This window comes from Reyranella sp., assembly GCF_044224635.1.
Lineage (GTDB): Bacteria > Pseudomonadota > Alphaproteobacteria > Reyranellales > Reyranellaceae > Reyranella.
On record NZ_JBGAKA010000006.1, the window covers coordinates 168,043 to 180,795 of the forward strand.

The 12,753-nt window shown below is 67.8% G+C and carries 13 protein-coding genes; 4 read left to right on the top strand and 9 right to left on the bottom strand.

Annotated elements, in window-relative coordinates; all coding sequences use genetic code 11:
- Both ACILR9_RS08285 and ACILR9_RS08290 read left to right on the top strand, forming a co-directional pair.
- A complete protein-coding gene (locus ACILR9_RS08285) occupies window positions 1-630 on the top strand; it encodes a GNAT family N-acetyltransferase (RefSeq protein WP_395709433.1) in 630 nt (209 codons plus the stop codon).
- Window positions 631-641: 11 nt separating this feature from the next.
- Window positions 642-1,190, top strand: a complete 549-nt coding sequence (locus ACILR9_RS08290) for a GNAT family N-acetyltransferase (RefSeq protein WP_395709434.1) — start codon at window positions 642-644, stop codon at window positions 1,188-1,190.
- 84 nt (window positions 1,191-1,274) lie between these two features.
- Here ACILR9_RS08290 and ACILR9_RS08295 read toward each other — a convergent pair whose 3' ends face one another.
- Window positions 1,275-1,694, bottom strand: coding sequence for a hypothetical protein (locus ACILR9_RS08295; RefSeq protein ID WP_395709435.1), 420 nt, complete (start codon window positions 1,692-1,694; stop codon window positions 1,275-1,277).
- Window positions 1,695-1,892: 198 nt separating this feature from the next.
- On the opposite strand from ACILR9_RS08295, the gene ACILR9_RS08300 reads away from it, so the two are divergent.
- Complete coding sequence (locus ACILR9_RS08300; protein ID WP_395709436.1) at window positions 1,893-2,264, top strand: hypothetical protein; 372 nt, start codon at window positions 1,893-1,895, stop codon at window positions 2,262-2,264.
- A 198-nt stretch (window positions 2,265-2,462) separates the two neighbouring features.
- Here the strand turns inward: ACILR9_RS08300 and ACILR9_RS08305 are convergent, their stop codons facing one another.
- The 8 genes from ACILR9_RS08305 to ACILR9_RS08340 form a co-directional block, all read right to left on the bottom strand.
- Complete coding sequence (locus ACILR9_RS08305) at window positions 2,463-3,347, bottom strand: ABC transporter permease (RefSeq protein ID WP_395709437.1); 885 nt, start codon at window positions 3,345-3,347, stop codon at window positions 2,463-2,465.
- A complete protein-coding gene (locus ACILR9_RS08310; protein WP_395709438.1) occupies window positions 3,344-4,285 on the bottom strand; it encodes an ABC transporter permease in 942 nt (313 codons plus the stop codon). The genes ACILR9_RS08305 and ACILR9_RS08310 overlap by 4 nt, the downstream gene beginning before the upstream one ends.
- 208 nt (window positions 4,286-4,493) lie before the next feature.
- On the bottom strand, window positions 4,494-6,011 hold the full coding sequence (locus ACILR9_RS08315) for an ABC transporter substrate-binding protein (protein ID WP_395709439.1): 1,518 nt from the start codon (window positions 6,009-6,011) through the stop codon (window positions 4,494-4,496).
- Complete coding sequence (locus ACILR9_RS08320) at window positions 6,008-7,084, bottom strand: ABC transporter ATP-binding protein (protein WP_395709440.1); 1,077 nt, start codon at window positions 7,082-7,084, stop codon at window positions 6,008-6,010. Before ACILR9_RS08320 ends, ACILR9_RS08315 begins: the two co-directional genes overlap by 4 nt.
- Before the next feature lie 190 nt (window positions 7,085-7,274).
- Window positions 7,275-8,258, bottom strand: a complete 984-nt coding sequence (locus tag ACILR9_RS08325; protein WP_395709441.1) for an ABC transporter ATP-binding protein — start codon at window positions 8,256-8,258, stop codon at window positions 7,275-7,277.
- Window positions 8,255-8,968 carry a DUF1028 domain-containing protein gene (locus ACILR9_RS08330; protein WP_395709442.1) on the bottom strand — a complete coding sequence of 238 codons (714 nt, stop codon included), beginning with the start codon at window positions 8,966-8,968 and terminating at the stop codon, window positions 8,255-8,257. Before ACILR9_RS08330 ends, ACILR9_RS08325 begins: the two co-directional genes overlap by 4 nt.
- Window positions 8,969-8,975: 7 nt before the next feature.
- Complete coding sequence (locus ACILR9_RS08335) at window positions 8,976-10,781, bottom strand: gamma-glutamyltransferase family protein (protein WP_395709443.1); 1,806 nt, start codon at window positions 10,779-10,781, stop codon at window positions 8,976-8,978.
- 264 nt (window positions 10,782-11,045) lie between these two features.
- Window positions 11,046-11,924, bottom strand: coding sequence for a YgfZ/GcvT domain-containing protein (locus ACILR9_RS08340; RefSeq protein WP_395709444.1), 879 nt, complete (start codon window positions 11,922-11,924; stop codon window positions 11,046-11,048).
- Window positions 11,925-12,046: 122 nt separating this feature from the next.
- On the opposite strand from ACILR9_RS08340, the gene ACILR9_RS08345 reads away from it, so the two are divergent.
- On the top strand, window positions 12,047-12,751 hold the full coding sequence (locus ACILR9_RS08345; RefSeq protein WP_395709445.1) for a hypothetical protein: 705 nt from the start codon (window positions 12,047-12,049) through the stop codon (window positions 12,749-12,751).
- The last annotated feature ends 2 nt before the right edge of the window (window positions 12,752-12,753 follow it).

The window sequence follows — 12,753 nt, forward strand, 5'->3', positions numbered from 1 at the left end:
ATGACTACGCAAACGACGCTGGCGCCACCTGCTTTGACGCCGGTCGTGACCATCAAGATCGCCTCGACATCGGACGAGATGCTGCAGTGCTATGCGATGCGGGCCGCCGTGTTCATGGGCGAGCAGGAATGCCCGTACGACGAGGAGTTCGACGGCAACGACTACACCGCAACGCACGTCATCATGTATGTCGACGGCGAGCCGGCCGGCTCGATGCGCCTGCGCTGGTTCCAGTCGTTTTGCAAGTTCGAGCGTTGCGTCGTGCTGCGCCGCTACCGCGGGCTCGGCATCCACCACCGGATCAACGCCTGGTGCAAGGAGTTCGCGCGGCGCAAGGGCTACACCAAGGTCTACATCCATCTGCAGAAGCGGCACATGCCGATGATGGAGAAGGAGGGCTTCCGCCGCGTCGACGACAAGGTCTTCAACTTCTGCGACCACGAGCACTACGCCATCTATTGTGACCTTGCGCCGTCGCCGGACGCCGTCACGCTCGAATCCGAACCGATGGTCGTCAACCGGCCGGAAGACCAGCTTGATGAGGAAGGCATCCTCGAACTGTCGATGGAGCGTGGCGCCTCCGACTCGGACGCGTCTCATTCGCCGCGCCCCGAACGGCACGTCAACTGAGGAGAATGACCATGACGACGATCTCAGCTTCGATCGACGGCGTGCCCGTCACGACCCGCACGGCGACCAAGATGGAGGACTCGCTGCAGGCGTTCGCCGTTCGCGCGGCCTGCTTCATCGGCGAGCTCGACATACCGTACACCGAGGAGTTCGACGGCCACGATTTCAACGCCACCCACATCGTCGCCTACGTGGACGAGAACCCGGTGGGCGCCGTGCGGATGCGCTGGTTCCAGACCTTCGCCATGCCCGAGCGGCTGTGCGTCATGCAGCGCTACCGTGGCCATGACGTCGGGCGTCTGCTCATCGAACGTTGCCGTCATCTGGCTGAGAGCCGCGGCTGCAACATGCTCTACGTCCACGTTCTGCCGAAGGACATGGCCTATTGGGAGAAGCAGGGCTGGCGCCGCCTCGACCCTGAGGCGCCGCCGGCCGTCAACGGCACCATTGCGCTCGTTCGGCCGGTGGTCGAAGTCACGGCTGCGGTTGCGGAGCAGGCGCCGGAAGTCGTGACGCTGCGCCGGGAAGCGCCGGAGGCCGCGAGCGCACGCCGCGCCTGAGACATTCTGTGAATGATCCCTCGCGGCGCTCGAGCGCCGTGAGGGTCGTGGCGCTCCCGGCCATGAGTATCGCAAAATCGTGCTTCAGGCAGGATCGGGCAGGCACACCGCCTGGGCCCAGCCGTCGACGCCGGCGTTGCTCGTCCAAGCCCAGACACAGACGAACTGCCAGGTGCCGGCGGCATCGCGCTCGGGGCCGAAATTCTGCAGCCAGCCGGTGCCCGACTTGACGACGCAGCTGCCACCGATCGCCCTGGTCTTGGGTGGACAGGCCGAGGCAAAGACCGAGCCGGGACCGCGCCTGACCGACGGCGCCCCGGATTGCGTCACCGCCGTCGGGCCGGCGGCGCGCTCGGGTTCGCTGGGCCTGCCGATCTCGATCTGCACGCCGGCGCCGCCGATCTTGACCGGCGTCTTGTCGAAGATCACGGCGATGACGACCGCGATGGTGAGGGCCAGCCACAACAGGCTGCGCACCCAGGGCTCGGGGTTGAAGTCCTTCATGGCGTCTCTCCCGCCTGCGCCACGATCGCCCGCTCCACCGCCCCCGAGCCGCGACCGTGCGGCAAGAGAAACACGACCCGCAATAGCTGTCCACGCGAGGCGCTCTCCGGTAGTCGGTCAGTTTGAGAAATAGGCCACCTTCCTTGACGCGCGACCGAAGAAGCAGAAGACTTGGAACTGCAACCAAGAGAGGCGGCAATGAGGCTGGGACCGTTTCTTGCGTCATTGATCGGGCTGGTGGGCGCTGCTCACGTCTCCAGCGCGGCAGACGCATCGTGGGTTGCCGTTTCCGAGAGTAAACACCTTTCGGCGTGGTGCGGCTCCAACAGTGCGGCTTTTGATGTCGTCATAAAGGGGAACACGCTTACTTTTACGAGCCGATCGACGACGAAGCTTTCGGAGACCGTCGATTTGACGGCGCTGCAGCCTGATGGCTCCGGAAAGCTTGTCGGCAAAGACTGGAAGGACAGAGAGTTCTACGTAACGTTCGAGCCGGGCGCCGGACCCCGCCCATTCTATGTGACCACTTTCATCGGCCACTGCCGGTACCTTTTTACGCCCAAGACATAGTTGTTGGCTCGCCCCTACCGGGCGGCCTCCCATTCCTCCACAACCTTCACGACGTCACCCATCGCGCCGCGAGGTCGTTCTCCCCACTTGCGTCGACCTTGAACGCCGACGTCAGCTTCGTACGGCCACTTGTTCCTCGGACGACATCATCGTCGTCACGGATGGGGCATGGCACGGGCCCCTTCCTCGCCAGGCCTTCTACTTGTGTCTCGGATCGAGTGCGTCGCGCAGGCCATCGCCCAGCAGGTTGAAGGACAAGACGGCGAAGAAGATGGCGAAGCCCGGCCAGAATGCCATCCACGGTGCCTGGGCAAGAAAGCGCTGGGCGGAGTTCAGCATGCTGCCCCAGGACGGCGCCGGCGGCTGCTGGCCCAGTCCCAGGAAAGAGAGCGCCGCCTCCGCGATGATGGCGCCGGCGATGGCGAGCGACGCCTGCACCAGGAGCGGCGGCACGATATTGGGCAGCACGTGGCGCAGCGCGATGCGCCAGTGCGGATTGCCGACGGCCCGCGCGGCCTCGACATAGTCCTCGACCTTGGCGGCGAGGGTCTGGCCGCGTGTGAGCCGCACGAAGATCGGCGTCGCGGTCACGCCGATTGCGATCATGGCGTTGGTCAGGCTGGGGCCGAGGAAGGCCGCCAGCGCGATCGCCAGGATGAGGAACGGCACGGCGAGCATGGCATCGACGATGCGCGACAGCACCGAGTCGATCCAGCCGCCGGCGTATCCCGCCAGCAGCCCGAGGGGCACCCCGATGCCGAGCGCGATGCCCACCGAGACCAGTCCTGCCGTGAGCGAGGCGCGCGCGCCGAACAGCACGCGGCTCAGCACGTCGCGGCCGACCTCGTCGGTACCCATCCAGTGCGCCCAGCTCGGCGCCTTGCGGACCGCGCTCCAGCTTGTGGCGATGGGGTCGTAGGGCGCCACCAGCGGCGCAAAGACGGCGAGCAGCACGAACAGCACCACGACCGCCAAGCCGACCATCGCGCCCTTGCGGCGACGCAGGCGGCGCCAGGCGCGCGCCCACGGGTTCTCCTCGTGGCTCTCGGCCGGCGGCGCGGCGGGGAGGGTCGCGGCGGTCATCCGCGCAGCCTCGGATTGACCAGCACGTAGGCGATGTCGGCCAGGAGGTTGAGCACGATGTAGGTCGTCGCCGTCACCAGCACGACACCCTGCACCACCGCATAGTCGCGGTTGAACACGGCATCGACGATCAGCTTGCCGAAGCCCGGGATGGTGAAGATCTGCTCGGTCAGCACCGCGCCCGAGAGCAGCGTGCCGAACTCGAGCGCGCCCAGGGTGATCACCGGAGTCATGGCATTGCGCAGGGCGTGCTTCAGCACGACGCGCCGCTCGTAGAGGCCCTTCGCGCGGGCGGTGCGCACGTAGTCCGCGCCCATCGCCTGCAGCATGGCGCTGCGCGTGTGGCGCATCAGGATGGCGGCAATGGCGTTGCCCAGCACGAAGGCGGGCATCACGGTGGTGGCGAGGCTGGAACGCCAGTCCTCGCCCAGGCGGACATAGCCCGAGGCCGGCAGCCATCCCAAGGTCACCGAGAACAGGAAGATCATCAGGATGCCGAGCCAGAAATTAGGCGTGCTGATGCCCCACAGCGCGAAGATGTTGGCGCCGTAATCCCAGGCCGTGTCCTTCTTCACCGCCGAGATGATGCCGGCGGGGATGCCGATGCCCAGCGCCACCAGGATCGCCATGCCGGCGAGTTGCAACGTCACGGGCAGCTTCTCGGCGACGAGCGAGGCCACCGAGCTTTTGAGCCGCATCGACTCTCCCAGGTTCCCCGAAAGCACGCCCTTGATCCAGTAGAGGTACTGGATCGGGATCGGCTCGTTCAGCCGGTACTGCTCGCGGATCTCCTCCAGCACCCTGGGGTCGCGCTCCTCGCCTGCCATGATCAGCGCCGGATCGCCGGGCAGGAGCTGCTGCAGGCCGAAGATCAGCATCGACACCAGGATCAGCGTCGGGATGATCTGCAGCACGCGCTGGGTGAGGAAGGCTAGCATGCCCCGTCCTTCTCCTCCCCAGCTTCGCTGGGGAGGTGTCGCCGTCTTACGGCGACGGAGGGGTCATGAGCAGCGGGACTGGGGCCCATGACCCCTCCGCCCCCGATTACGGGGGCACCTCCCCAGCTTCGCTGGGGAGGGGAACGAAAAGCGCGCCCATATGCGAATGTCCCGCCCGATGACGGCGGAGGGAAAAGAATGCCGTCTCTCATTTCAGCTTCACGCCCACCACGCGGATCAGGCCGTCGGGCATCTGCTTGTAGCCGTCGACCTTGTCGGACAGGGCGACCAGGACGCGGCGGTGATAGAGGTAGACGACCGTGCCGGCGGCGAGGAACCTGGCAGCCACCGTCTCGTAGATCTTCTTTCGCTCGGCGGGATCGCTGGTGACGCGCGCCTTGGCGTGCGCGTCGTCGACCTCCTTGTCGCAGAACTTGCCGTTGTTCTGCGGCTGATTGCAGACCTGGAAGGCATAGGAGTTGCCATCGGGGTCGCTGCGCCCGCTCCAGCCGATCAGGAAGAGCTGGAACTCGCCGTCCTCGGCCTGCTTCAGCGAGGTCGCGAACTCGGTGACGCGGATCTTGAGATCGAAGCCCGCCTCGGCCGCCATCGACTGCACGACCTCGGCGACGGCTCGGGTCTCCGGTCCGTTCGGCACCATGAAATCGAGCGTGATCGGGCCGCTGACGCCCGCCTCCTTGAGCAGCGCCTTGGCCTTGGCGAGGTCGCGCTTGGGAACGGGGAAGGCCTGCTGGTAATAGAAGTTGGTCGGGTTGATCCACTGGTTGCCCGGCACGAACTCGCCGTTGAACACGACCTGGTTGATGGCGTCGCGATCGAGGCTGAGCTCGAAGGCGCGGCGGATGCGGGCATCTTTGGCGAACGGCGTGTTGGCCTTGGGGCCGTTGGCCAGGTTCATGGTGATGCCGAGATAGCCCAGCTCGACGGCGGCGATCAGCTTCAGCTTGTTGTTGTCGCGCACCGTCTTGATGTCGGTCGCCAGCACGCGCTCGATCATGTCGAGGCCGCCCGACCGCAGGTTCGCCAGCCGCACCGTGCTGTCGACGATCGGCAGATAGGTGATCTTGTCGATGAAGACGTTGTCCTTGTTCCAGTAGTCGGCGAACTTCTCGACCACGATGCGATCCTGCTGGACGCGCTCGACGAACTTGAAGGGGCCGGCACAGACCGGCCTCAGGCCGAACTTGTCGGCCGCCGCCTCTGCCGCCTTGGGCGACACCATCATGCCGGCGCGGTCGGTGAGCTGAGCGAGCAGCGGCGAGAACGGCGCCTTGAGGTTGAGCTTGATGGTGAGCGGATCGACCACGTCGACGCTCTCGACCGAGGCGATCTCGGGCTTGCGGAACGAGCCCTTCATGGTGAGATGGCGATCGAGGCTGTACTTGGCCGCCTCGGCGGTGAGCGCTTCGCCGTCGTGGAACTTGACGTTGGGGCGGAGCTTGATCGTCATCGTCTTGCCGTCGCCCGACGTCTCGTGGCTGAGCGCGAGCTGCGGCACGATGTTGAGCTTCTCGTCGATGTCGAACAGCTTGTCGCAGATCGACGAGAAGACGATGCGGCCGACGTAGGTGCGGGCCAGCGTGGGATCGAGCACGTCGGGGTCTTCGGCCAGGCCGATGCGCAGATGCGATTGCGCCAGCGCGCCACCGGCCAGGCCGGCTGTGAGCGCCAGCGCGAGGGCAGCCACTCCGAACTTGTTTTTCATGTTGCCTCCCTTTGAGCTGATACGAATGCCGCCTGCAGCCGCTCGAGCCTTGCGCGGTCTTGATCGGGGCCGCGCGCCGCCGCGATCGGCGCCACCGGCGGAAACTCGCGCCACCACGGGCAGGCGGTAGCATGTCCCGTGCCGTCGTCGGCGAGCGCCGGCACGTCGCTGCGGCAGCTCTCGCGCACGAACGGACAGCGCGTGTTGAAGCGGCAGCCCGGCGGCGGCGCCGTGGCGCTCGGCAGGTCGCCTTCGAGCAGCGCGCGCTCGCGCTGCATTGTCGGGTCGGGCACCGGCACGGCGGCAAGCAGGGCACGCGTATAGGGATGGCGAGGCTGCCGGAACAATTCTTCGGTCGTCGCCGTCTCCACGATCTTGCCGAGATACATTACGGCGATGCGATCAGCGATGTGCTTCACAACCGCGAGATCGTGGCTGATGAAGATGTAGGCCAGGCCGAAGCGCTGCTGCAGGGTGCGCATCAGGTTGATGACCTGGGCCTGGATCGACACGTCGAGCGCCGACACCGGTTCGTCGGCGACGATCAGCCTGGGCTCGACGGCAAGGGCGCGGGCGATCGCCAGCCGCTGGCGCTGGCCGCCGGAGAATTCGTGCGGATAACGGCGGGCATGGTCGGGACGCAGGCCGACCAGGTCGAGCAGCTCGGCGACGCGGGCGCGCCGCGCCGCTTCGCCCTTGGTGAGGCCATGCAGCATCAACGGCTCGCCCAGCATGGCGCCCACCGTCATGCGCGGATTGAGCGAGGCGTAGGGATCCTGGAAGATCACCTGCATGCGCTGGCGGCGGGCGCGCATCTCGCCGTCGCTCAACGCCAGGAGATCTTCGCCCTCGAAGCGCACGCTGCCGGCCGACGGCTCGATCAATCGCAGCACCAGCCGGCCGACGGTCGACTTGCCGCAGCCCGACTCACCCACGATGGCGAGCGTCTCGCCCGCCGCCAGCTCGAAGTCTATGCCGTCGACGGCGCGCACGTGACCCGAGACCAATCCGAACGCACCACGGCGTACCGGGAAGTGCTTGGCGAGATCGCGGACAGCGAGGAGGGCGGTCATGGGGCCGCTTTCCTGTGGCCGAGCAACCCACCCACCTCATCCTGAGGAGCGAGCGTAGTGAGCGTCTCGAAGGATGGGCAACGGGCAGCGCGCCTGATCCCCATCCTTCGAGACGCGCCCTGCGGGCGCTCCTCAGGATGAGGTGTTGTTGTTGGTCGCTTGCGATGGCAAGAATGCAGTGTCATCGCACCTAATCCAGCGGCGCGCGGCGGCAGCGGGAGAGGTGGTCGGGGGCGACCTCGACCAGGGCGGGCGCGGACTCGCGGCAGGCTGGCTCGACGAATGGGCAGCGCGGCGCAAAGCGGCAGCCGGCCAGGGGCTTCGACATGTCGGGCACGCGGCCCTCGATCGAGGGCAGGTGCTCGCGCTTCTCGTCGAGGCGCGGGATCGAGCCCAGCAGGCCGACCGTGTAGGGATGCTCGGGCCGGGCAAACAGCGTTTGCACCGGCGCGCGCTCGACGATCTGGCCGGCGTACATCACGGCGACGTCGTCGGCCATCTCGGCGACCACGCCGAGATCGTGGGTGATCAGGATGATCGCCGTGCCGGTGTCGCGCCTGAGCCCGCGCAGCAGGTCGAGGATCTGCGCCTGGATGGTGACGTCGAGCGCTGTCGTCGGCTCGTCGGCGATCAGGAGCTCGGGTCCGCAGGCGAGCGCCATGGCGATCATGGCGCGCTGGCGCATGCCGCCGGACAGCTTGTGCGGATACTCGTCCACACGCTTTTCCGGCGAGGGGATGCGCACGGTGCGCAGCATTTCTATGGCGCGCGTCCGCGCCTGGGCCGCCGCCAGGCCCTGATGGCGCTGGATCGCCTCGATGATCTGGTCGCCCACCGTGTAGGCCGGATTGAGCGACGTCATCGGTTCCTGGAAGATCATTGCCAGGCTGGCGCCGCGCAGGTCGCGCATGGTGCCGCGATCGAGCGTCAGCAGGTCGCGTCCCTGGAAGCGCACCTCGCCGTGCACCTTGGCGTTCTCCGGCGGCAGCAGGCCCATGATGGCGAGCGACGTAACGCTCTTGCCGCAGCCCGATTCGCCGACCAGCCCGAGCGTGCGGCCGCGCGCCAGCGCGAGGTCGATGCCGTCGACGGCGTGGACGGTGCCGTCGTCGGTGGCGAACGAGACGGCGAGCTGTCGCAGATCGAGAAGGGGGGCGTCGGCAAGCCCGGTCATGATGGCTCTGCCGCCAGGCTCCTCTCGATTCCGGCTTCGAGCTCGGCGCGATTGAAGGTGCCGGCGGGATTGTCGCGCGTCGCGAGGAAGGAGCGGAAATGCGTCCAGTGCTCGCGGCTCACCCGCTCCAGGCGCGACAGCTCGATCAGCGGCTCGATGTGATCGTCGACGCGCAGGTCGAGCTCGGAGTAGTCCTGATCGCCGTAGATCAGCAACGCCGCCGACTGCTTGCCTCGCTTGTCGCCGCCCGCCCTTTCGCCGGCGCGCATCGCTTCGATGAGGCGGCGCGGCAGGGCGAGGTCGGCGCGCTCGCGCATCGTGCGCACCGTCTCGGAGATCACCTGCGGACCGGCCAGCATGTTGCCGGCCACCGACATGGTCTCGCCGATCCAGTGGCCGCACCACGGCACGCAGTCGGCGCCGGTGTGGGCGGCGAAGGCGCCGTCGGCCCCCAGCACGTGGAGCTGGCGATTGGCGCGGCCCGGATCGGATGCGGTCAGCAGCCGCACGATGTCCGACGCGCCGAGGCCGTCACGGATCAACTGCAGGCCGCGCGGACCGTAGAACGGATTGAACAGTGCCTGGCTGCACACCGCGCCCCTGGTCGGCTCGATGCTGGGTACGCGCGCGCCGACGGCGAAGAATTTCGTGGCGACCGCGATGGCGATGCGGCCGCTGTCGGGTTCGTGGAAGATGATCGACCAGGTCATCCGCCGATCAGCGTCCCGCGGCGTAGCCCTGCATGCCGCGCGGATTGGCGGCCGCCTTGCGCCACGGATCCTCGCGCGAGGCGGCGGTGAGGCGACCCTCCGACCAGGCGTCGCCGACCTCGACCTCGTGACCGCGCTTGCGCAGCTCGGCCACCGTCTCGGCCGGCACGCGGCCCTCCAGCACCAGCACGCCGGGGCGCGCGGTGCGCGGCCAGAACGAGGAGGGGAAGTGCTCGCTGTGCCAAGCCGGCGCGTCGATCGCCTCCTGCAGGTTCATGCCGCAATGGACGTGGCGCAGGAACATCTGGGTCACCCACTGGTCCTGCTGGTCGCCGCCGGGCGAGCCCCAGACCATGTACGGCTCGCCGTCGCGGTGGGCGAGGGTGGGAGTCAGCGTGCTGCGCGGCCGCTTGCCCGGCGCCAGCGAGCCCGGCAGGCCTTCCTCGAGCCAGAACATCTGGCCGCGCGTGCCGAGCGGGAAGCCGAGCTCGGGAATGACCGGCGAGCTCTGCAGCCAGCCGCCCGACGGCGTGGCCGAGATCATGTTGCCGTCGCGGTCGACGATGTCGAAATGCACCGTGTCGCCGGACGTCTGGCCGACCCGGCCCACGGTGGGTTCGCCGGCACCGCTCGCCGCCACGCCGAGCCGCGCGGCGTCGGCGCGGCGCAGCTTGACCACGCCGCCATAGCCCTCGACCTTGCCCGGCCGCTGCTCGAGCGACGCCTGCCGGGGGTCGACCAGCTTGCGGCGGTCGGCGTTGTAGGCGTCGGACAGCAGGGTCTTCATCGGCACGTCGACGTGGGCCGGATCGCCGTAGAACGCCTCGCGGTCGGCATAGGCGAGCTTCAGGCACTCGGCCTGCAGGTGGATGAAGTCGGCGCTGGTCGGATCCATGCCGTCGAGGTCGTAGCCCTTGAGCAGGGCGAGCTGCTGCAGGACCACCGGGCCCTGCGTCCAGGTATGGGCCTTGCAAACTGTGTACCGGCCGTAGTCATAGGCGAGCGGCGCCTCGACGGTGGCCTGCCACCTCGCCATGTCATCGCCGTTCAGCACGCCGCGATTGCGCTTGCCCGAGACGTCCATGACCTCCTGCGTGCGGCAGAACTGGTCGATGGCGGCGGCGACGAAGCCCTGGCTCCACGTCTTGCGCGCGCGCTCGATCTCGGCCTCGCGATCGCCGCCGCCGGCTTCGGCCTCGGCGAGGATGCGGGCATAGGTGTCGCCGAAGGTCGGGTTGCGGAACAGGACACCCGGCTTCGGGACCGCGTTGCCCGGCATGAACACGGCGGCCGAGGTCGGCCAGTGGGTGCGGAATTGCTGCGCCACGGTGGCGATCGTCGCCGAGGCGCGCTCGACCAGCGGGAAGCCCGTCTGCAGGTAGCCGATGGCCGGGCTGATCACGTCGCGCAGCCGCATCGTGCCGTAGTCGCGCAGCACCAGCATGTAGGCGTCGAAGGTCCCCGGGATGCAGGCCGGCAGGAGGCCGGTGCCGGGGATCAGGTCGAGGCCGAGGCCGCGATAATGGGCGATGGTGGCCCCAGCCGGCATCGGGCCCTGGCCGCAAATCACCTCTGTCTTGCCGCGACGCGTGTCGTGCAGGATCAGCGGTGCATCGCCGCCTGGGCCGCAGAGATGCGGCTCGACGACCTGCAGGGTGAAGGCGGTGGCGACGGCGGCGTCGAAGGCATTGCCGCCGCGTTCGAGGATGCCCATGCCGACGGCGGTGGCGATCCAGTGGGTCGACGCGACCACGCCGAACGTGCCGACGATCTCGGGCCGGGTGGTGAAGGGATTGGGATTGATCAGGCTCACGGGCCTCTGCTCCTGCGCTTGTCGTGAGGGCGCTGCAAAGCCGGGACCTTAGGCCCGTGAGGCGGCAGAGGCTAGCAGGGCATTCGCAGAGGGGTGCGCCTTTCACTCTCCTCCCCAGCTTCGCTGGGGAGGTGCCCCGTCATACGGGGCGGAGGGGTCATGAGCCTCAGTCGCGTTGCTCATGACCCCTCCGCCCCGTATGACGGGGCACCTCCCCAATATAGTTGGGGAGGAAGTTGAGGGAGCGCCCTTATGCGAATGCCCTTAGGGGTTGGCTGGCTCGGCCAATCGCATCCAGGCGGGCCTTTCCGGCACGAGGCGTGCGTCGCCGGCAGTCAGCGTGTGGCCGTCGCCGATGGCATCTAGCCGCAGCATGGCGAGCGCGCGCCCATCGACGCCTGATCGCACTTCGCCGACCTCCTCGCTGCCATCGAGGATCGCGGTGCCGGGCGCCGGCAGCGCGCCTTCGACCCGCACCGGGAACAGGCGCTTGCGGATCAGCGCGCGATACTTGGTGCGCGCCGTCAGCTCCTGGCCCATGTAGCAGCCCTTCTGCCAATCGACGCCGTTCAGCTCGTCGAAACCGTTCTCGAGCAGGAGAGCCTTCTCCACGACGAGATCGCGGCTGCCGTCGGGCACGCCGAGAGAGAGGCGCAGCGCATCGTAGTCGGCGAGGGGCCGCTCGACGCAGCCGAGAGAGGAGAGCGCGGCTGCAACCTTGCCGGCCGGGCCAAGCACGCGGGCGCCGAGCTCGGGCAGGCGCGGATCGACGAAGACCGCCAAGCCATCCCGCGACAGGCGATCCGCATCGATCCCGGCGCCGAAGACGGCGGCGACTTCCATCGTCGCGCTGCGATCCTCGACCTTCACCTGGGAGCGCAGCTTGTAGATCGAGAGCTTGCGGGCCAGCGCGGCCGCGCGCTCGCGTTCGGTCTCCAGCAACAGCGTTTCGCCGTCGGCGACGACGAACATGTCGTTGAGGAAACGGCCCTGCGGGGTCAGCAGGGCGGCCCATACCGCATGGCCCGGTGCCACCTTGGTGGTGTCGTTGGAGATCAAGCCTTGCAGGAACTCGACGCGGTCGGCGCCCGAGACGGCAATGACCCCACGATGCGCAAGGATGCTGAAGGAGCAATCGGACATGGCGAAGATTTGGGTCCTGTTTTCCCACTTGGCAAGCCAGTAGCACTAGGGAGTGAACGCATCTCATTGACCTCCCCAGCGAAGCTGAGGAGGACAATGAGGCTAGGAGCGCGGGGGAGACGATGAAACAGGTTCTGTGGTGGCTCTGCCTGCTGGTTGCGCCGCTGGTGCTGATCGGGTTGGAGCTGTTTCATCCCGCAAGCTTCACGGCGCATCCGGGGATGTATCGGTTCCTGTCCCACTACCACGGGCCAGGCAATGACGCGTTGGGCTATTTCGGGCCGACCTGGTGGTTCGTGCTGCACATGATCCAGACGCCGACCGTGGGGCTGGTCGCCGTCGGGCTCTGGCTCATGGTCGATGATATCGGCGCCGGCGACGGCGCGGCGGCCGTCGTCACGGCACGGCTGGCGCGGATCGCGATCTTCGTCTTCGCGGTCTATTTCACCGTGCTCGACGGGATCGGCGGCATCGGACTCGGTCGTACCATCCTCGTGGTCGAGCGCCTGGTCGCGGAGGGCAAGCTCACGCCGCAGCAGTTCCAGGGCGTCGAGCTGCTGCTCAACACGATGTGGGTCGATCCGATGGTCGGCGGCGTCGGCTCGCTGGTCAGCGAGACGGCCTCATGGGCGGCCTTCGCCGCGGCATTCCTGATCGGGCTCAGCCTGCGCCTGTCCAGGCGGGTGGGCTGGGGCCCGGTCGTGCTGCTGATCGCCTTCGGCTGGGTGCTGCAGACGGCCCATGCCAGTCCGCACGGGCCGATCGCCTTCAGCCTGCTGATCCTCGCGGCGGCCTGGACCTGGTGGTCGCGCCGTCGCGCAGCCTGACG